Consider the following 20167-nt stretch of genomic DNA (forward strand, 5'->3'; position numbering starts at 1 on the left):
GCGTCCTGTTCTTCGTTATATAGGTGGCGTTAGCTCGCCAACGCTTCGGCGGCTTCGGCGACAAACAAGTAGCCCTTGCTGCGCACGGTCTTGATCAGCCGCGGGTGCATGGGGTCGTCACCGATTTTGGGGCGGATACGGGAAATGCGCACGTCGATGGAGCGGTCGAGGCCGTCGTATTCGATACCGCGCAAGGCGGTGAAGATTTCTTCGCGGGACAGAATGCGCCCGGCATTGGAGGCCAACAGCCACAGCAGGTCGAATTCGGCGCTGGTCAGCTCGATACTCTGCTCGCGCAACCAGGCTTCACGCATGGCGCTGTCGATCACCAGCACGCCGTACTCCAGACGGCGCTGATCGACCACCACCGCTTCGCTGCTGCCCTCGCTGCGGCGCAACAGTGCCCTGATTCGGGCCAGCAGCACCCGTGGGCGCACCGGTTTGCACACGTAATCGTCGGCGCCCATCTCCAGGCCGAGCACCTGGTCCATGTCGTCGCTGCGCGCGGTGAGCATCAGAATCGGGCCGTGGTAGCTGCCGCGTACCTTGCGGCAAATGGACAAACCGTCCTCGCCCGGCAGCATCAGGTCGAGCACCACCAGGTCCGGCTGCTCACGCAGAATGCGCGCCGCAGCCTGGGCACCATCGGCCTCGATGGCCACCTTGAGGCCGTTACTTTCCAGGTACTCGCGCGTCAGCTCGGCCAGACGCTGGTCGTCTTCGACAATAAGGATTTGCCAGGCTTCTTGCTCCACCACTGTCTCCTACTGCTTGGGCCGCGACCGGGAAAGGGCGGCATTGTATATCAAGGGGCGGCCCTCTCCCCCAGCCCCTATCCCGCACGCGGGAGAGGGGAGCCAATCGCCGCCCGCCGCACCGGCACGAATCAGTCCCCTCGCCCCTTGGGGAGAGGGCTAGGAAGAGGGGGAAACGGCCCACCGCAAAAGCTCGCCAGCGACTGCACAGCCCATGCCAACGCTGCAATAAAAAACACAACATATAGTGGTACGGTGAAAAACTTCGCAGCGGCGACAAAGCGCTGCGAACGACCATTTAACCGGCGACGAGTGGTGTAAATCGGTCTATCCCAGTGACCGTGCGGGCTAAGCCCAGTTACCCCAAAGTAACCCACAGGTTTATCCACAGGCTGTGTGTAACAGTCACCTTGCAATGAGTCGGTCAGCGCTCTATCTTGTATCCCCATCGCGCCAAACACCTACATGTTGGGTTTTGGTGACCTACCGGACACTACTAGAATGAAACGCCCCGGCCCTTTCGATGGCCACCACCGGTAGCTGTGAACGCTCTTTAATTCCCCATTCGCCGCCCGGGCGGCGAATTTGAAAACTGGCCTAAAAAATGCGTGACGAACGGCCAGCTTTCGGTGTAATGCCACCAGGCAAGCACCACTAGGTATTGTGGTTACGTTTTAACCAACGAACTGTAACTTTTTGAGCCAAGGAAGCGCTTGAGCCTTACCCAAACACCCTGCTGTAAGACCTTGCTGCCAGCCCTTCCCTAGTCGACAGGCGCTGTGTGCAGGGCATTTGGATTGTAGAAATAGTGGTTATAGAAACACCTGGTCCACAGAAAACAATGGAATGAACGGCAACACCGTCCAGTGTCCAAACTTAGATAAATGCAGAACACGGAGACTTCAATGCAGACCGACCTCTCTCGCGAGAACCCGCAGGCCGTAGCGCCTCAAGTGCCTGACACCACCCAGGACCTGAACGCCACCGCCCCTGGCCAACTGCGCGTGATCAAACGTAACGGCACCGTGGTGCCGTATACCGATGACAAAATCACCGTAGCCATCACCAAAGCGTTTCTCGCCGTAGAGGGTGGCACTGCTGCCGCCTCGTCGCGTATTCATGAAACCGTTGCGCGCCTGACCGAACAGGTCAGCGCCACCTTCAAGCGTCGCATGCCATCTGGCGGCACCATCCACATCGAAGAGATTCAGGACCAGGTTGAACTGGCCCTGATGCGTGCTGGCGAGCAGAAGGTTGCCCGCGACTACGTGATCTACCGTGACGCCCGCTCCAAAGACCGCGCCGTACGCAGCAGCAACGAACCGGCTCAGCCGCACCCAAGCATCCGCGTGACCCACGCCGATGGCAGCGTTACCCCGCTGGACATGGGCCGCCTGAACACCATCGTCACCGAAGCCTGCGAAGGCCTGGCGGAAGTCGACGGCGACCTGATCCAACGCGAAACCCTGAAAAACCTCTACGACGGCGTGGCCCAGAACGACGTCAACACCGCCCTGGTGATGACCGCCCGTACCCTGGTAGAGCGTGAGCCGAACTACTCCTACGTCACCGCCCGCCTGCTGATGGACAACATCCGCGCCGAAGGCCTGGGTTTCCTCGGCGTCGCCACCAGCGCCACCCACCACGAGATGGTCGACCTGTACGCCAAAGCGCTGCCGGCCTACATCGAGAAAGGCATCGAATTCGAACTGCTGAACCCGGTTCTGCGCGACTTCGACCTGGAAAAACTGGGCAAGGCGATCAACCACGAGCGCGACCAGCAGTTCACCTACCTGGGCCTGCAAACCCTGTACGACCGCTACTTCATTCACAAAGACGGCATCCGTTTCGAACTGCCGCAAGTGTTCTTCATGCGTGTGGCCATGGGCCTGGCGATTGAAGAGAAGCAGAAAGAAGACCGCGCCATCGAGTTCTACAACTTGCTGTCGTCGTTCGACTACATGAGCTCCACCCCTACCCTGTTCAACGCCGGTACCCTGCGTGCACAGCTGAGCTCCTGCTACCTGACCACCGTGCCGGACGACCTGGGCGGCATCTACGACGCCATCCGCGACAACGCCCTGCTGAGCAAATTCGCTGGCGGCCTGGGCAACGACTGGACCCCGGTACGTTCGCTGGGCGCCTACATCAAAGGCACCAACGGCAAATCGCAAGGCGTTGTGCCGTTCCTGAAAGTGGTCAACGACACGGCTGTAGCCGTTAACCAGGGTGGCAAGCGCAAAGGCGCTGTGTGTGCCTACCTGGAAACCTGGCACATGGACATCGAAGAGTTCATCGAGCTGCGTAAGAACACCGGTGACGACCGTCGCCGTACCCACGACATGAACACCGCCAACTGGATTCCAGACCTGTTCATGAAGCGCGTATTCGACGACGGCCCATGGACCCTGTTCTCGCCAAGCGAAGTGCCAGACCTGCACGACCTCACCGGTAAAGCCTTCGAAGAGCGCTACGAGTACTACGAAGCCCTGACCCAGTACGGCGGCAAGATCAAGCTGTTCAAGACCATCCAGGCCAAAGACCTGTGGCGCAAAATGCTCTCCATGCTGTTTGAAACCGGCCACCCATGGCTGACCTTCAAAGACCCGTGCAACCTGCGCAGCCCGCAGCAGCACGTCGGCGTGGTCCACAGCTCGAACCTGTGCACCGAGATCACCTTGAACACCAACAAGGACGAGATCGCCGTTTGCAACCTGGGCTCCATCAACCTGCCGAACCACATCGTCGACGGCAAGCTGGACCTGGCCAAACTGCAACGCACCGTGAACACCGCCGTGCGCATGCTCGATAACGTGATCGACATCAACTACTACTCGGTGCCACAAGCGAAGAACTCCAACTTCAAGCACCGCCCGGTCGGCCTCGGCATCATGGGCTTCCAGGACGCTTTGTACCTGCAGCACATCCCGTACGGCTCCGACGCTGCCGTGCAGTTCGCCGACAGCTCGATGGAAGCGGTCAGCTACTACGCCATCCAGGCTTCTTGCGACCTGGCTGACGAGCGTGGCGCCTACGAAACCTTCCAGGGCTCGCTGTGGAGCAAAGGCGTTCTGCCGCTCGACTCGCAGCAGATCCTGATCGAGCAACGTGGCCAGAAATACATCGACGTCGACCTGGCCGAAAGCCTGGACTGGGCGCCGGTACGTGCCCGTGTGCAGAAAGGCATCCGTAACTCCAACATCATGGCCATCGCACCGACCGCCACCATCGCCAACATCACCGGCGTGTCGCAGTCGATCGAACCGACCTACCAGAACCTCTACGTGAAATCGAACCTCTCGGGCGAATTCACCGTGATCAACCCGTACCTGGTTCGCGACCTCAAAGCCCGCGGCCTGTGGGACTCGGTAATGATCAACGACCTGAAGTACTACGACGGTTCGGTACAACAGATCGAGCGTATTCCGCAGGAGTTGAAAGACCTTTACGCCACCGCGTTCGAAGTCGACACCAAGTGGATCGTGGACGCCGCCAGCCGTCGCCAGAAATGGATCGACCAGGCCCAGTCCCTGAACCTCTACATTGCTGGCGCCAGCGGTAAGAAACTGGACGTGACCTACCGCATGGCTTGGTACCGTGGCCTGAAAACCACCTACTACCTCCGTGCCCTGGCCGCCACCAGCACCGAAAAATCCACCATCAGCACCAGCAAACTGAACGCGGTGTCGAGCGGTGGCGGCGAAAGCCAAAGTGCAGCGCCGGCTCAATCGGCCGCGCCAGCACCGCAAGCCGGTCCAGCACCAGTGCCGAAGGCTTGCGCCATCGACGAGCCGGATTGCGAAGCCTGCCAGTAACAGCAGTAGGCAAAGCTGAGCCTTGGCGGGCTCAGCTTTGCAGTGATAATCGGGGAACGTAGCTCCCCTCGGGAATCTGGGTCCCAGCCTTCGCTGGGACGACGGTGATAGACGTATAAACCTCCGTCATCCCAGCGCAGGCTGGGATCCAGAATCTCAAGCCGAACCCACTGTTTCGCCACAAGACGCTACAAGCACCACGGCCGGGGAGCCGCTCAAACCCCACGAACAACTCACCACCCCGGCAACCCATCGCCTGGCTGGATAAAACCAAAGGTCAGTCATTGCTTTGTGTGCACGAGCAGCGAACTAGACTGGAAACTCACAAAGGCCGCCCGCCCAAGGCGCACGGCCCTCAAGCGGGAGCAACGAACATGCTGAGCTGGGACGAATTCGACAAAGAAGACGGCGCCGAAACCGCCGCTTCCACCACCACTGCCACCGTCAACGACATGAGCCTCGACAAGCTCAATCAGGTGGGCGGTAACGCCGCGCTGGAAGCCCGCGCCGTAGACGCCAACGACTCCGACGCCGTGGCCCGCGCCAAAGCTTCGCTGAACGACCTCGACATTCAGGAAGGCCTCGACGACCTGGCCGGCACCAGCGCCCGCGTGCACGTTGGCGACAAGCAAATGATCAACGCCCGTGCCGATCTCAACCAGCTCGTACCCTTCAAATACGACTGGGCCTGGCAGAAATACCTCGACGGCTGCGCCAACCACTGGATGCCGCAAGAAGTAAACATGAACGCCGACATCGCCCTGTGGAAGAGCAATGACGGCCTGAGCGAAGACGAGCGCCGCATCGTCATGCGCAACCTGGGCTTCTTCTCCACCGCCGACTCCCTGGTTGCCAACAACCTGGTACTGGCCGTGTACCGCCTGATCACCAACCCCGAGTGCCGCCAGTACATCCTGCGCCAGGCCTTCGAAGAGGCGATCCACACCCACGCCTACCAGTACTGCATCGAATCGCTGGGCATGGATGAAGGCGAGATCTTCAACATGTACCACGAGATTCCATCGGTCGCTAAGAAGGCGAGCTGGGGCCTCAAATACACCCGCTCGATCTCCGACCCGAAATTCGAAACCGGCACCCCGGAAACCGACCGCCAGTTCCTGCGCAACCTGATCGCCTACTACTGCGTACTGGAAGGCATCTTCTTCTACTGCGGCTTCACCCAGATTCTGTCCATGGGCCGCCGCAACAAAATGACCGGCACCGCCGAGCAGTTCCAGTACATCCTGCGCGACGAAAGCATGCACCTGAACTTCGGTATCGACGTGATCAACCAGATCAAAATCGAAAATCCGAGCCTCTGGGATGCGCAGATGAAAGACGAAGCCACCCAGATGATCCTCCAGGGCACCCAACTGGAAATCGAATACGCCCGCGACACCATGCCGCGCGGCGTACTGGGCATGAACGCCGCGATGATGGAGGACTACCTCAAATTCATCGCCAACCGTCGCCTGTCGCAGATCGGCCTGAAAGAAGAGTACCCAGGCACCACCAACCCGTTCCCATGGATGAGCGAGATCATGGACTTGAAGAAAGAGAAGAACTTCTTCGAGACGCGGGTTATCGAGTATCAGACTGGTGGGGCGTTGAGCTGGGATTGATGGCCCGCTGACATCAGAGTACGTTCGCCCCACAACCTGCCATGGATGTTGGGGATGAAGCTAATAAAAAGCCCCGCCTTGTGCGGGGCTTTTTGCATATAGGGCAAAGAGTTAATGACCGAAAAGGGGACAGATTTATTTTTAGTGCTCTAACTTCTAGCCCCCCCCTTTTCCAACGCTTAGATAAGCCCTTTAAGTCGATCAATAACATCACGATCCAAACAAAGCACCACCACTCCCTTCTGCTCAATGCAGGCAGCCGAGTTGCTTGTTGTCAGGAAAAATATCCGGTCTCCGGTGATTTGAAACCAGCCCGCGCGAAAGCCATACATGGCCGTGCCATTGATGCGAACACCCCCTCCCATGATTGCGGCGTTGATGGCTGAAGCACTCAACCCTTCCAGTGGCCATTGGGCTTTGTAAAAGCCGGACCGAACATGCAGTGCGCCGTCTTCGACAAAAACCTTTCCCTTGGCCTGGTACACCCACCAACTTTGGAGCAAAAGGAAAATTGCGGCCCCCAATAACAAGCCCACACTACTAAAACGTTTGGTGGCCATGTACTCCACGCCCAACAACAGAGCTACCGGCAGTACTGCAATAAGCAGGCTATTGAGAAAAAACTCTTTGGAGCCAAGCCCTACCGTGATGACTTCCATCTGAATACCCCTGCCGCTCGTTAAGTAAATAGAACCCATGGGATATCCATAGCCTCCACAGGCGCGGATGACAGTAATTATCAACTGAGAACTATTTGTCTAGTTCAGAAAAACCCAACGAACATAACATTGCTTAACCAGCCAGCTGCTCTAGCATGGGGGTTTACAACAGAAAACTTAGAAGACGGAGAATTCTCAAACGGCATAAGCCGCATGTTCTTTAAAGAGGAAAGGAAACTTCTAAAACAATAAGAGCTGTAGCCAGACTTAAATACGGACGTTCACAAAGAAAACCAACGGAACATCGGGCGAGGTCAAAAGAAGCGTGACGAGTGAACTGTACAAATACCCTATCGCCCACGCCTCAAACCTTCACACAAACAAACACCCCATTCCCCTCTACCCCATCCCACTCCAACAGCTTCTGGTAGTCATGCCCAAACACATGCACTTCAAAATACGGCGCCAACAGCTCCTGCAATTCAGCAAAACTCACCGCTACCATCGGGTGTTCGTCGTGCCACACCTGTTTCTCCCCGGCCACGACCCGCTCGATCCGTAACTTCAATGCCTGCCGCTCGCCCTCTCCCGGGTAACTCCAGGCGGAGCTAAAGGCAAACTCGCCGTCTTCATGGGTGGCGGTGTGGGCGACAAAGGCGTTGTTGTCGATTTTGTTTTTATCCACGGCGTTGAAGCAGAACACCCCGCCCTCGGCCAACGCGCTGTGCACGGCGGCGATGCAGGCGTTGAGGCGCTCGATGCTGGCGCTGTAGTGGATGGAGTAGAGAAAGCAGGTGATCAGGTCGACCGGTTCGCTGAGGGTGAAGGTGCACATGTCCTGGGCGCTGAAGTGCGCTTCGGGGCAGCGTTGGGCGGCGCGGTCGAGCATGGGTTGGTTGATGTCCAGGCCCGCGCTCTGGTAGCCGGCGTCGATGAAGTGGCGCACGTGGGGGCCGGTGCCGCAGGCGAGGTCGAGGTGGCGTTTTCCGGTGTTGCCGAACAGTTGCTGCAGGCGGTGCACGCAGTGGCTTTGCGCCTGGTAGTCGATGTCGGCGCACATCAGGTCGTAGTAACCCGACAGGTCGGTGTAGAGGGCGTTGCCGGGCATGTGGGCCAACCGTTAGTGAGCGGGCGCGGATGATAGCCCAGCCGCGGCGCAGGCCGGAAAAATAAGGGATGGGCCACAGTTTTGCGCTTTGCCCGGGTGGCGCGCGCGGTTGTCTGTTCCAATTGCCGATTGCGTTGCGCACCGCCAGGAACTCGCCCATGGAACTCCGCCTGCTGACTCTCTCTGAAATCCACAAGGTACATTTTTATCGCCTGATCACGCTGGTCTGCCTGAGCGCGATGGCGCTGATGATGCTCTTCGCGCTGCTGGAAAAAGCCACCACCGAGACGCAGGTGTTTTCCCTGGTGGTGCTGGCGTTGCTGTGGCGGTTTGGCTGGGAGTGGCTGAAGGTGTCTAGGTGCTCGCCGATGTTTGTCCACGGTGACGAGTTGGTGGTCACCCACAAGGGAGAGACGCGCCGCATTGCCCTGACGCAGGTGCGCGAAGTCACGTCCAAGCACGCAATTTTCATGACACGGCGTTATCGCTCGTGGTCGGAGCATCTGGCGTTTATGCAACTGACGCTGCACAGCGGCGAGCGGCTGTTTACCTTGGCGGAAAGTGGGGTGTTGGAGTTTCCGGCGGGCAAGGTGACGTTGCAGGCGCTGCGGGCGGTTGTGGTGGCGGCGAAGACCAACGCGATTACCAAGGCATAAAAAAGCCGCTCTGTTTGCAATGTGAAAACCCCGCACTGGCGGGGTTTTGTGTATGTAACGGACGTCAGCCCAAACCAAGCCCCGTACTCGCGGGGCTTGGTTCATCTGCTGCAACCACTCAATTACCGCGATAGGTGGAAAACCCGTACGGGCTCAGCAGCAGGGGGATGTGGTAGTGGGCCACGGCGCCGTCGACGGCGAAGATCACCGGCACTTCCGGAAAGAAGGTGGCGGCGTTGTGGCTGCGGAACCAGTCGCCGGTTTTGAAGGTGACGCGGTAGGTGCCTTTCTCCAGTGGTTTGCCTTCGGGGTACAGGGCCGGAATGCGCCCTTGTTCGTTGGTGGTGCCGCTGTTGAGCAGCGTCCAGGTGCTGCCGGTTTGTTGTTCGAGGGTGACCTGTACGCTGGCCGATGGCAGGCCATCTTGCAGGTTGAGTACGTGCACGCTCAGGGGGTTGTCGGCGGCGTGGCTGAGGCTGGCGATGGCGCTCAGGGCCAGGCCGGCCAGTGCGGTGGTGAGGCGTTTCATGGTGGAACTCCTTGGGTTATGGCTGGGTGGGCAGGTGCTGGGCGATAGCTTCCTCGGCGCACCCCTGGTCGTTGGCGCTGCCGCCCGCGCCGGCTACGCCGATGGCGCCGATGACCTGGTCGCCGACACGCAAGGGCAGCCCGCCGCCGAGAAGCAGCAGTTCACTGACCGTGGTGAGGTTGGCGGCATCGGGGTTGCTGCGGGCGCGTTCGGCCAGGGTGCTGGTGGCGGTTTTGGTCGACAGCGCGGTGAAGGCTTTGCGCTGCGCGGCCAGGGTGTTGTGCGGGCCGACGTTGTCGTCCCGTTGCAGCGCCACCAGGTTGCCGCCGCGGTCGACCACGGCGGCAACGGCGGTCTGGCCCAGGGCGTGGCAGGTGGCGAGGGTGGTGCTAAGCAACTGGTTGGCCAGGGCCAGGGTAACGTCAGGCCGCTGGGCGACTGGCGATTCGGCCAGGGCGTGGCTGCTGAGGGTCAGTGCAAGAAGCGTGAGCGGGGCGGTTCGCAGGAGCATGGCAGGGTCCGGTCAATGGCTGGTGACGGCCATGCTGCGCCGCCCTGCCCCACGGGCCGATTACGCCTGGATTACCAATTTGTAATGGGAGATTGGCGCACAAGCGCCTAGCCTTATGCGCCTGTGTAGGAGGAACCGATGCGCATCCTGTTGGTGGAAGACGAAGTGAAGACGGCCGATTACTTGCGTAAGGGGCTGAGTGAGTCGGGCTATCTGGTGGAGGTGGCGGGCAATGGCCTGGACGGCCAGCACCTGGCGCAGGAGCACAGCTTCGATCTGATCATTCTCGATGTGCAGTTGCCGGGCATCGACGGCTGGCAGCTGCTGCAAATCATCCGCCGCAAGCAGCAAACGCCGGTGTTGTTTCTGACCGCGCGCGACGCCGTGGAAGACCGGGTCAAAGGCCTGGAGCTGGGCGCCGACGATTACCTGGTGAAGCCGTTTTCCTATGCCGAGCTGCTGGCGCGGGTGCGCACCTTGCTGCGCCGTGGCCCGCCCCGTGAAGTGGAGCAGTTTCTGGTGGCCGACTTGCACCTCGACCTGTTGCGCCGCCAGGTCACCCGCCAAGGCCAACGGCTGACGCTGACCAACAAGGAATTTGCCCTGCTGCATTTGCTGCTCAGCCGCGAGGGCGAGGTGTTGTCGCGGGCGCAAATTGCCTCGCAGGTGTGGCAGATGAATTTCGACAGCGACACCAATGTGGTGGACGTGGCCATCCGCCGCTTGCGCGCCAAGGTCGATGACCCGTTCCCGGCCAAGCTTATTCATACCGTGCGCGGCATGGGTTACACCCTGGCGGTCCAGCCATGAGGCGCTGGGCGCCGCGGGCGCTGAGTGTGCGCCTGGCGCTGATGTTTGCCCTGGTCAGCGCGCTGCTGTTGGGCGCTATCGGCTTTTACCTGTACCACTCGCTGCAACGGGAAATTGCCTGGCGCGATGACCAGGCCCTGCTCGGCCGGGTGCAGCGGATGCAGGCGATTCTGGCCGATACCCAGAGCATCGACGCCCTGCGTGAACGGCCGCAGCTGTACGAGAACATGCTCGGCAATCGCGACAATCTGTTGTGGGTGGTGGACGGCAACGGTGAGGTGCTGATCGAAATCAACCCACCCAGCTTGCCCCGCCCGGCACTGCCGGCCAGCGCCACCGCGCAGTTGGTCGACGACCCCTCGGGCGCGCCGTTGCGCCTCGCCTGGCAACAGATGCCGCGCGGCAACCAGCAACTGACGCTGATCGCCGGCAAGCTGCTTACCGAGCGCACGCAAATGCTCGCGGCGTACCGGCTGAAGTTATGCCTGGCGTTGGCCAGCGGCGTGCTGCTGGCGTTTGTTCTCGGCTGGCTGGTGAGCCAACGCGGCCTGCGCCCAGTGCGTGAACTGGCGCGGCGCACGGCGGCCATCGACAGCCAACACCTGCACGTGCGCCTCGATGAGTTTCACGCCACGACCGAACTGCAGCCGCTGAGCGAGGCGCTCAACCACATGTTGGCGCGCCTGGAACGCGGCTTCGCCCAGCTGTCACGCTTCTGCGAAGACCTCGCCCATGAAATGCGCACGCCGCTGAGCAACCTGATGGGCCACACCCAACAGACCTTGCAGCGTGAGCGCTCGGTGGCGGTGTACGAAGACTTGTTGGTGTCCAACCAGGAGGAATACGAACGCCTGGCGCGGATGATCGACAGCATGTTGTTTCTGGCCCGCACCGAGCAGGACGCCATCACTCGCCAGACCGTCGACCTGCACGCCCTCGGCGAACAATTGTGCGAGTACTTCGAGGGCATGGCCGAAGAGCGCGACATGCCGTTGCGCAATCAAGCCCACGGCAGTTTGGTGGCCGACCCGGACCTGCTGCGCCGGGCGCTGGCCAACCTCCTGGCCAACGCCTTGCGCTACGGCGCACCGGGCCAACCGGTGACCCTGACCACCGAATGCGTAGGCACCATGTTGCAACTGAGCGTACACAACCACGGCCCGGCGATTGCCGCCGAGCACCTGCCGCACCTGTTCGAACGCTTCTACCGCTGCGACCCCTCGCGCACCTTACACGGAGACTCGGGCGGGCTGGGCTTGGCGATAGTGCGTTCGATCATGCAGGCGCATGGCGGTGAGGTGTGGGTGCGCAGTGACGACACGGGCACCTGGTTTACCTTGGCATTTACCGGGCAGCAGTAAGCAGCGGCTGCTGCTCGATAGATGGGATTCACAACATCGCCGGTGGCGCACCGCCGGCCTTCTGTTGGGTGATAAACCGCTCTCGCTGTGAGGCCGCTGGCAAATCGCCCGACAACGTGAAGAAAACCCGGTATCTGGCCTACCGCCGATATTGATTTTTAGCCACCGTCCCCCCGACACTACAGGCGCTGCGCGGGTGTTCTCACTCCGCGCCCCGAGCACGCCACGTTCCCCACGCGGCGCTGCGTTCTCATGGAGCCGTTGTGTGATGGATCGCGCCCTCCCCGCCTGGCTATTGCTGGGCCTTTGTTTGCTTGCAGGCCGTTGTTTTGCCGAACCGGAGTTGGGCCAGGCGGAGTACGAAACGGCGATCGCTACCCGTGATGCGTTTACAGAACTGATGAAGTTGGGCGTCCTGCCGGACGATGGTGTGCAGTCCAAACTCACGCCCCGCGAGACCCTGAAAAAGCGCCGCGAACTCAATGATCTGCTGGAAAAGTACGAGCTCGAGTTGGAGGTTTCAGCCGACCTTGGTTTTCCCCCGGGGCTGTTTGCCCATGCTCATATCGACCGGCTTAAAGCGGCGACCGATGCCTGGATACGTGTGTCCGCCAGAGCCAAGGCATGCGATCAGCTGTACAAGATCACGAAAACCAACTTGCTGGCAGGTAGCCTGGCCTTCGCGGCCTATTGCTCGCGCCTCGACCCGGACAGCCCCTCTCCCACCGATGCCGAGCAAACCGCCATGGCCATGCGGGCGTTACTGGCCAGCCTGCAAAAACCTGATCAATACAGCAGCTACTACCCGTTGCAGGCCTTCGATCACCCGCAGTGCTTCGATTTACGCATGACCGATATGTACAAAGAAGGCAACGCCATGCACGACGACATGGCCCTGCACCCCTTGCTGCTGACGTTGGAAGACACCCAAGCGGAAGCCTATTTGCAACTGGCACTTTATGAAGCCACAAGTGACCCGGCCACAGCCAGACAACACCTCGCCCAAGCTGGCGCCAAGGGCTGTGTAGGCCAGGCGTTTGTCGACCTGCAGGCACAGTTGAATGGCAGCGCCGCCCGCTGACTATCGGTTTAGTTACACCGCACTACGGCCACTCTCCGCCAGGCAGGACTAACTTCCCCCCACCAAGGACAGGTCATGGAAAACATTTACAACGCCCCCAAAGCCGAGCTGGTGGAGAAACTCTCCAGCGAACACGGCGCACCCTTTTTTGTCGTTTCGCTGCGCAAGGTCTGCCTGCTGTTTCTCCTGACGTTCGGCTGGTATTCGTTTTATTGGAGCTTCAAGCACTGGTACACCCAGCGTCGCAGTGCGGGGGAGCCGGTGACGCCATTGTGGCGGTCGATTTTTTATCTGTTTTTTACCCACAGCCTGTTTGGCCTGATCAACAAACGCCTGGCGGCACGGGAGCTGCCGTACTGGCGATACGCTGCAGCGCCCCATGTGTTTGTCGGGCTCGCGGTGGTGATTTGGCTGATCAACCTGCTGGCTTACGGCGACGAACGCACGATGGTGGTGGCGCTACTGCCGGTGATGGCGCTGTTGATAGTGCGGGTGCTGGCGTTGATGGCGATCCAGCGTCAGGCCAACCTGGCCAGCGGTGACCCGAGCGGTGCCAGCAACTCGGGGTTGTCCGGCTGGACCTCGGTGTTCATCGTCGTCGGTGCGGGCTACTGGGCGCTGATTCTGCTGGGGGCGATTTCCATCTTGCTTGGCGTGACGCCGCGCTAAGGGTGGTTGCCGGGTTCTTGCAGTGCAGCCTCCCATCGCTGCACCTGGGCCGGCATCTCGGTGAAATTGCCGGCCAGAAAGGTAGCTGGCGCCAGGGTGGCGCGGCCTTGTTTGAATTTCATTTTCACCAGTACTTCGGCGGCCAAAGCGTCTTTGGCGTAAATGCGGTGGCCGAAGTAGGCGCATTTTTCGTTGGCGTACAGCACCCGCGTGGCCACCCGCACCCGGCTGAACAACGGCACCGGGCGCAGAAACTGCACCTGCTGGGCGACGTTCACAAAACTCGCGCCGGCGCGCAGCACGGGGAAAAATTGACCGATCTGCAGTAGGTAGTCGAGCTGCGCGGTTTCGGCGTATTGCAGGTATTTGTCGCTTTTCAGCACCTTGAGGCCAGCGTCCAGCGGGGTTACCCAGAAGTGGCTGAACACGGTGTCAGCGACGCCGTGACGCCCCTGGCGCAGCAGACCGATAACAACGGCGATGAGGTTGCGTAGCAAGCCGGACATGGCGGGCTCCTTCCTTGGGAAGGGCCACGCTAGGCAGTGGCGGCGCGGGTGTCCAGGTTTGTCGGGTATTCGCGGGGATGATAGGCCGTCTCCGCAGGCGCCTGCGCCATGAACTGGGGAGGTAAGAGCGGCCTATGACGGTTACCAATTCCTACCAAAAACACCCCATTTCCTACAGTCGTGAAATATCAGACTGACATGAAGCCTGCTCCCCTCCCCCTAAATTGGCGCCGCTACAGAAGAACCTTAAACGCGTCATTTCCGGAGTTTGAACATGAAATTTTTTTTGATGCCGGCATTGGTTATCGCCACTGCCCTAGTTACTACTGGCTGCATGAGCCACAACGTCAGTCAGCCCACAGCCCCACTGGTGGGTAACGTGGACGCAGCGCTGAAAGCTGACGTCGCCGTCGGCGAAAAAATCAGCGGTCAGTCGTCGACCAATCTGCTTTTCGGTTTCCTTCAGATGGGCGGTGACAGCCAGTTTGCAGACGGCGTTGCCTAAGGAGGCGTCGGCGGTTCGGCGTTCAACCTGTTCGACCCGGTAGCATCGACCAAAGCAGCGGCGGCCTACAAAGCGGTCAAGAGCTCCGGCTCCGATCTGATCCTGGCGCCACGCTACGAAGTCAACGTCAAAGACTACTTCTTCTTTAAACAGGTCGACGTGAAAGTCACCGGCAACAAGGGCAGCATCCAAAGCATTCGCTAACGCTGCAAGAAACAAAGGGGGGCAGTGCTGGGCGTTTGTAATGCAACTTCCCAGCGCTGCACCTGGGCCGGCATCTCGGTGAAACTGCAAGCCAGAAAGGTAGCGGGCGCCAGGGTGGCGCGGCCTTGTTTGAATTTCATTTTCACCAGTACTTCGGCGGCCAAAGCGTCTTTGGCGTAAATGCGGTGGCCGAAGTAGGCGCATTTTTCGTTGGCGTACAGCACCCGAGTGGCCACCCGCACCCGGCTGAACAACGGCACCGGGCGCAGAAACTGTACCTGCTGGGCGACGTTCACAAAACTCGCGCCGGCGCGCAGCACGGGGAAAAATTGACCGATCTGCAGTAGGTAGTCGAACTGCGCGGTTTCGTCGTACTGCAGGTATTTGTCGCTTTTCAGCACCTTGAGGCCAGCGTCCAGCGGGGTTACCCAGAAGTGGCTGAACACGGTGTCAGCGACGCCGTGACGCCCCTGGCGCAGCAGACCGATAACAACGGCGATGAGGTTGCGTAGCAAGCCGGACATGGCGGGCTCCTTCCTTGGGAAGGGCCACGCTAGGCAGTGGCGGCGCGGGTGTCCAGGTTTGTGGGGTATTCGCGGGGGTGATGGCGGGATCCCGAGCCTGCGAAATGCCGCACAACATGTCGGCTTAGAGCTATCCAGAATGTAAGTCTTTTGCTATCACTTATCAGGTAGCCAGCCAGTATCGAGCTCCGCCATGGACCATCTCCTGTCGTTCTTATCCGAAACAGTGCCTAAGGCCAGGACGGTCGAACAACTTACCCGCCCACTGTTGACGCTGCTCAACCGTGTTACTGGCATGGAGTCGACGTACCTGACCACCATCGACCTGGAACATGGGGTGCAGCGCATCGAGTTCGCTCGCAATGTGGGCTCCATAACCATTCCCGAGGGCTTGGTGGTGCCGTGGGAAGACACCCTGTGCAAACGCGCGCTGGAAGAAAACCGCATGTATTCGGACAACGTCGCCGAGTGCTGGGGTGACTCCGAGGCGGCTAAGGCGTTGGGAATTCGCACCTACGTGAGCGCGCCGATCCGCGCTCAGGACGGCCGTGTGTTGGGCACGGTATGCGCCGCCAGTGCCGAGCAGGTCGCCCGATCGCCCGAGGTAGAGCCGTTGCTGTTGCTGCTTTCCAGCCTGCTCGGTTATTCGCTGGAGCGGGAAAACCTGGTGGAGCGCCTGCAGGAGGCCAACAGCGAGTTGGCCACCCTGGCGCTGACCGATTCGCTCACCGGGCTGTACAACCGCCGGGCAATTCTCAGTGAGGTGCCGCGCGTGCTGGCCCTGGCCAAACGCGAGCAGCGTTATGCGCTGGTGGCGGTTGTGGATCTGGATGGCTTCAAGTCGATCAATGACACCTACGGCCATCAGTCGGGGGACACCTTTCTCAAGCAGGTGTCTGCCCACCTCAAGGGCTGCTTGCGCGCCAGCGATGTGCTGGGGCGTACCGGTGGCGATGAATTCGTGGTGATTGCCATGGGCATGCAGGCCGAGCCGCATGAGCTGGCCGGTGCCATGCGCAATGCCGCCGACCACCTGCAGGCACGCCTGACCAGCGCCACCATTGGCCGCTATGCCCTGGACAATGGCGAGCTGCGTTATGCGGGCGCCAGTGTCGGGGTGGTGGCATTGATGCCCGATGGGGTGGATGCCGATGAGGCGATAAAACTGGCTGACCGCGAGATGTACCGGGTCAAGCAGCAGCGTAAGGCGCTGGCGATCGCGTAGCGCAAGCCGAAGATCAAGCGCTCGCGGCTAAAGCCCCTCCCACAGGAATAGGAGTTCCATGGTGGGAGGGGCTTTCGCCGCGATGCTTTTCTGAACCTATAAAAAAACCGGAGCTGAGCTCCGGTTTTTTTATGCCTTGCGCCTTACTTCTTGGCGTTGTAGCTGGTGAACAGGTTGCGGTAGTCCGGGATGTGGTTGGCGCACAGGGTGCCCAGGCCTTCGATGTCGTTGCGCCAGTCGCGGTGCAGCTCACACGCCACGCCAAACCAGTTCATCAGTTGCGCACCGGCGGCGGACATGCGGTTCCAGGCGGCGTCGCGGGTCATTTCGTTGAAGGTGCCGGAGGCGTCGGTGACCACGAACACATCAAAGCCCTCTTCGATGGCGGCGAGTGCCGGGAAGGCTACGCAGACTTCGGTGACCACGCCGGCGATGATCAGTTGTTTCTTGCCGGTGGCCTTGATCGCTTTGACGAAGTCTTCGTTGTCCCAGGCGTTGATCTGGCCAGGGCGAGCAATGTACGGCGCTTCCGGGAACATCTCTTTCAACTCTGGCATCAGCGGGCCGTTGGGGCCGGTTTCGAAGCTGGTGGTGAGGATGGTCGGCAGCTTGAAGAACTTGGCCAGGTCAGCGACAGCCAGCACGTTGTTTTTGAATTTGTCCGGTTCGATATCGCGAACCAGGGAGAGCAAACCAGCCTGGTGATCTACCAGCAGAACCACGGCGTTTTCTTTGTCCAGACGGTTGTATTTGTAAGAAGTAGTCATGGTGCGTTCCTCGCTTTCTGTTTGGGTGCCCGCTGTTGGGCGTTAAGGTTTTTGCTTCGCTGCCGTGTTGTCGCGGCATGGGTAAAGATTAAAATCGATCATCTTTTTGCACTAGACTGCAAAAATTGCCTCTAGCGTTCTATTTGGAGAACGATCATCGAAGACCTCAACACCCTCTACTACTTCACCCAGGTGGTGGAACACGGCGGCTTCGCGGCGGCCGGGCGGGCGCTGGATATGCCCAAGAGCAAACTCAGCCGGCGCATCACTCAGCTTGAAGAGCGCCTGGGCGTGCGCCTGTTGCAGCGCACCAGTCGGCACAGCGCCCTGACCGAAATCGGCCAGGCCTATTACCAACGCTGCGTGGCCATGCGCGTGGAGGCGGAAAGCGCCGCCGAAGTGATCGAGCGCAACCGCAGCGAACCCCGCGGCCTCATCCGCCTGGCCTGCCCCACCACGCTGCTGAACTCCTGGGTGGGGCCAATGCTGACGCGCTACATGCTCAAGTACCCCTTGGTGGAGCTGGCGCTGGAGGCCACCAACCGGCGGGTAGATGTGCTCCATGAAGGTTTCGATATCGCCCTGCGCGTGCGTTTTCCGCCGCTGGAAAACACCGACATGGTGATGAAGGTATTGGCCAACAGCACCCAATGCCTGGTGGGCCACCCGCAGTACGCGCAGTGCCTGGACGTGGGTTTTGCGCCGGAAGAATTGAGCCGCCTGCCAAGCCTGTTCTGGGGCGGGCAGCAACGCGAGTATCAGTGGGAGTTGTTCAACAGCGAGGGCGCCAGCCTGCGCATCAACCACCAGCCACGAATGATCACCGACGACCTGCGGGCGCTCCGGGATGCGGCGTTGGCGGGGGTGGGGATCGTGCACCTGCCGAAGGTGGCAGTGCGTGATGACTTGGCGGCCGGCACCCTGGTGGAAATGCTGCCGGGGTGGACGCCCAAGTGCGGCATCGTGCACGCCATCTTCCCTTCGCGGCGTGGGTTACTGCCGTCGGTGCGGGCGTTGATTGATTTTCTGGGGGAGGAATTCAGTCAGAGTGATATGGCGTGAGCCCCTCCCCTCTCCCGTTTACGGGAGAGGGGACGGGGGAGAGGGCTAGGCTTATCCCAACGCCGGCGTACGCGGCGGAATCTGCCGCTTGCTGCCAGTGGCTTCAAACGCCGACGCCAAGCGCAGCAACGCCGAGTCATCGTAAGCCCGCCCGGCAAAGGTCAGCCCCACCGGCATACCGATATCGGCCATCACGCCCATCGGCACGGTCACCGTCGGTACGCCCAGGTGACGGATCGCGAGGTTGCCGTTGGCCACCCACACGCCGTTGCTCCAGGCGATATCCGCCGAGGCCGGGTTGACGTCGGCATCGGCGGGGCCGACATCGGCGACGGTGGGGAACAGCACCGCGTCCAGCCCTAGCTTGTCCATCCACTCTTCCAGGTCGATGCGGCGGGTTTGTTCCAGGCCACGCAGACCTTCGGGCAAGGTCGGGATCTGGTCCCAGGGGGTGATGCCGCGCTCGGCCATGCGCACGTATTCGTCCATACCAGCGGCCAGGTCGCCCTCGCGGTTGGGCAAGGTGCCGGGGTCGTGGGGGAAGATTTTCGGACCGTCGACGTCCACCAGACGGTTGAGCTTCGGGTCGCCGTTGGCTTGCAGGAAGTCGTCGAAAGCCCAGGCGGAGAGGTCCCAGAGTTCGTGGTTGAGAAACTCCGGCGACACCAGGCCGCGGTTGAACACGGTCGGCGCGCCAGGGCGGTCGCCTTCGCAATTGGAGACCAGCGGGAAGTCCACTTCCAGCACTTCGGCGCCGGCCGCTTCCAGGGCGTTGCGCGCGTCCTTCCAGAGGTCGATCACCGAGGCGCGGGTGATGATCCGCTGGCCAGTCGGGCCGCCGATGCCGGGGGCTTCGCTGGTGCCGGTGTCCGGGTCAGCGTTGATAAACATGCGCGGCACGCCCAGGCGTTTGCCGGCCAGGGCGGCGGGCTTGGCGGCCAAGTCCAGGTAAGAGCTTGGGCGTACTTCGGCTACCGGCGGGATTGGCACCCAGGGCTGCAGGCGCCACAGGTCGCCACGCGGGTTGCTGTCTTCGGCCACCACGTGTTCGAGCACCTCCAGCAGGTCGGCCATGGTCCGTGCGTAGGGCACCACCACGTCCATGGTTGGCGTCAGCGGCCAGTTGCCGCGCACCGAAATCACCCCGCGCGACGGCGTGTAGGCGCACAGGCCATTGTTGGAGGCCGGGCCCCGGCCGCTGGACCAGGTTTCTTCGGCCAGGCCAAAGGCGGCGAAGCTGGCAGCAGTGGCGGTGCCAGCGCCGTTGGACGAACCGGAGGCAAATGGCGCCGTCAGGTAAGCGGCGTTGTACGGGCTTTCGGCGCGGCCATAGACGCCACGTTGCATGCCGCCGTTGGCCATCGGCGGCATATTGGTTTTGCCCAGGCAGATGGCGCCAGCAGCACGCAGGCGCTCAATGGTAAAGGCGTCGCGCTGGGCCACCAGGTTGGCGAAAGCCGGGCTGCCGGACGCGGCGGTCAGGCCTTTGACCAGGTAGCTGTCTTTAGCGGTATAGGGGATGCCGTCCAACGGGCCGAGCACTTCGCCTTTGGCACGGCGGGCGTCGGAAGCATGCGCTTCTTGCAAGGCGTCGGGGTTGCGCACTACCACGGCATTCAGCGCGGTGGCAGTGTCGGCGCCATCATAGGCGTCGATGCGCGCGAGGTAGGCCTGCACCAGTTCTACGGCGGTGGTGCGGCCGCTTTCGAGCGCGGCGCGCAGCTCGCTAATGGACACCTCGGTGACTTCGATCATGCTGGCCTCTTTTCTGGTTGGCAGTTGCAGGCGCCTATTCTGC

At 60.9% G+C, this 20167-nt stretch carries 18 protein-coding genes and 1 pseudogene; 10 read left to right on the forward strand and 9 right to left on the reverse strand.

What is annotated here, in order from left to right; genetic code table 11:
• Positions 1–29 precede the first annotated feature (29 nt).
• Positions 30–755, reverse strand: coding sequence for a response regulator (locus tag C8K61_RS15595; protein ID WP_108097183.1), 726 nt, complete (start codon positions 753–755; stop codon positions 30–32).
• A 905-nt stretch (positions 756–1660) separates the two neighbouring features.
• Here C8K61_RS15595 and C8K61_RS15600 point away from each other — a divergent pair.
• Positions 1661–4570 carry a ribonucleoside-diphosphate reductase subunit alpha gene (locus C8K61_RS15600; RefSeq protein WP_108097184.1) on the forward strand — a complete coding sequence of 970 codons (2910 nt, stop codon included), beginning with the start codon at positions 1661–1663 and terminating at the stop codon, positions 4568–4570.
• A gap of 374 nt (positions 4571–4944) precedes the next feature.
• On the forward strand, positions 4945–6192 hold the full coding sequence (locus C8K61_RS15605) for a ribonucleotide-diphosphate reductase subunit beta (RefSeq protein ID WP_108097185.1): 1248 nt from the start codon (positions 4945–4947) through the stop codon (positions 6190–6192).
• 179 nt (positions 6193–6371) lie between these two features.
• Here C8K61_RS15605 and C8K61_RS15610 read toward each other — a convergent pair whose 3' ends face one another.
• Positions 6372–6890 (reverse strand): hypothetical protein, encoded by a 519-nt coding sequence (locus C8K61_RS15610; protein WP_108097186.1) that lies wholly within the window; start codon positions 6888–6890, stop codon positions 6372–6374.
• 325 nt (positions 6891–7215) lie between these two features.
• A complete protein-coding gene (locus C8K61_RS15615; RefSeq protein ID WP_108097187.1) occupies positions 7216–7959 on the reverse strand; it encodes a class I SAM-dependent methyltransferase in 744 nt (247 codons plus the stop codon).
• Between the two features lie 158 nt (positions 7960–8117).
• Between C8K61_RS15615 and C8K61_RS15620 the strand changes: the two genes are divergently transcribed.
• Entirely contained in the window at positions 8118–8615 is a 498-nt protein-coding gene (locus C8K61_RS15620; protein ID WP_108097188.1) for a hypothetical protein, read from the forward strand.
• Positions 8616–8733: 118 nt separating this feature from the next.
• On the opposite strand, the gene uraH is transcribed toward C8K61_RS15620, so the two are convergent.
• The gene (uraH, locus tag C8K61_RS15625; protein ID WP_108097189.1) at positions 8734–9144 is read right to left on the reverse strand and encodes a hydroxyisourate hydrolase; all 411 of its coding nucleotides are present in this window, start codon (positions 9142–9144) and stop codon (positions 8734–8736) included.
• Between the two features lie 16 nt (positions 9145–9160).
• The gene (locus C8K61_RS15630; RefSeq protein WP_108097190.1) at positions 9161–9655 is read right to left on the reverse strand and encodes a heme-binding protein; all 495 of its coding nucleotides are present in this window, start codon (positions 9653–9655) and stop codon (positions 9161–9163) included.
• A 138-nt stretch (positions 9656–9793) separates the two neighbouring features.
• On the opposite strand from C8K61_RS15630, the gene C8K61_RS15635 reads away from it, so the two are divergent.
• From C8K61_RS15635 to C8K61_RS15650, 4 genes are all read left to right on the forward strand, one after another.
• Positions 9794–10465, forward strand: a complete 672-nt coding sequence (locus C8K61_RS15635; protein ID WP_108097191.1) for a heavy metal response regulator transcription factor — start codon at positions 9794–9796, stop codon at positions 10463–10465.
• Positions 10462–11826, forward strand: coding sequence for a heavy metal sensor histidine kinase (locus tag C8K61_RS15640; RefSeq protein WP_108097192.1), 1365 nt, complete (start codon positions 10462–10464; stop codon positions 11824–11826). Before C8K61_RS15635 ends, C8K61_RS15640 begins: the two co-directional genes overlap by 4 nt.
• 268 nt (positions 11827–12094) lie before the next feature.
• Positions 12095–12907 carry a hypothetical protein gene (locus tag C8K61_RS15645; RefSeq protein WP_108097193.1) on the forward strand — a complete coding sequence of 271 codons (813 nt, stop codon included), beginning with the start codon at positions 12095–12097 and terminating at the stop codon, positions 12905–12907.
• 75 nt (positions 12908–12982) lie between these two features.
• Positions 12983–13576 carry a hypothetical protein gene (locus tag C8K61_RS15650; protein WP_108097194.1) on the forward strand — a complete coding sequence of 198 codons (594 nt, stop codon included), beginning with the start codon at positions 12983–12985 and terminating at the stop codon, positions 13574–13576.
• Here C8K61_RS15650 and C8K61_RS15655 read toward each other — a convergent pair.
• Positions 13573–14082 carry a thioesterase family protein gene (locus C8K61_RS15655; protein ID WP_108097195.1) on the reverse strand — a complete coding sequence of 170 codons (510 nt, stop codon included), beginning with the start codon at positions 14080–14082 and terminating at the stop codon, positions 13573–13575. The two genes, C8K61_RS15650 and C8K61_RS15655, sit on opposite strands and share 4 nt — an antisense overlap.
• 274 nt (positions 14083–14356) lie before the next feature.
• On the opposite strand from C8K61_RS15655, the pseudogene C8K61_RS15660 reads away from it, so the two are divergent.
• Positions 14357–14791: pseudogene (locus C8K61_RS15660) on the forward strand (hypothetical protein).
• Here the strand turns inward: C8K61_RS15660 and C8K61_RS15665 are convergent.
• Complete coding sequence (locus tag C8K61_RS15665; RefSeq protein ID WP_108097196.1) at positions 14788–15315, reverse strand: thioesterase family protein; 528 nt, start codon at positions 15313–15315, stop codon at positions 14788–14790. The pseudogene C8K61_RS15660 and the gene C8K61_RS15665 overlap by 4 nt on opposite strands.
• A 193-nt stretch (positions 15316–15508) precedes the next feature.
• Between C8K61_RS15665 and C8K61_RS15670 the strand changes: the two genes are divergently transcribed.
• On the forward strand, positions 15509–16540 hold the full coding sequence (locus C8K61_RS15670) for a GGDEF domain-containing protein (protein ID WP_108097197.1): 1032 nt from the start codon (positions 15509–15511) through the stop codon (positions 16538–16540).
• A 143-nt stretch (positions 16541–16683) separates the two neighbouring features.
• On the opposite strand, the gene ycaC is transcribed toward C8K61_RS15670, so the two are convergent.
• Positions 16684–17307, reverse strand: coding sequence for an isochorismate family cysteine hydrolase YcaC (ycaC, locus tag C8K61_RS15675; RefSeq protein WP_108097198.1), 624 nt, complete (start codon positions 17305–17307; stop codon positions 16684–16686).
• A gap of 156 nt (positions 17308–17463) precedes the next feature.
• Between ycaC and C8K61_RS15680 the strand changes: the two genes are divergently transcribed.
• Positions 17464–18369, forward strand: a complete 906-nt coding sequence (locus C8K61_RS15680; protein WP_108097199.1) for a LysR family transcriptional regulator — start codon at positions 17464–17466, stop codon at positions 18367–18369.
• Positions 18370–18420: 51 nt separating this feature from the next.
• Here the strand turns inward: C8K61_RS15680 and C8K61_RS15685 are convergent, their stop codons facing one another.
• A complete protein-coding gene (locus C8K61_RS15685) occupies positions 18421–20124 on the reverse strand; it encodes an amidase (protein ID WP_108097200.1) in 1704 nt (567 codons plus the stop codon).
• Positions 20125–20167 lie beyond the last annotated feature (43 nt).

The sequence above is a fragment of the Pseudomonas sp. GV071 genome (assembly GCF_003050835.1).
Taxonomy (GTDB): domain Bacteria; phylum Pseudomonadota; class Gammaproteobacteria; order Pseudomonadales; family Pseudomonadaceae; genus Aquipseudomonas.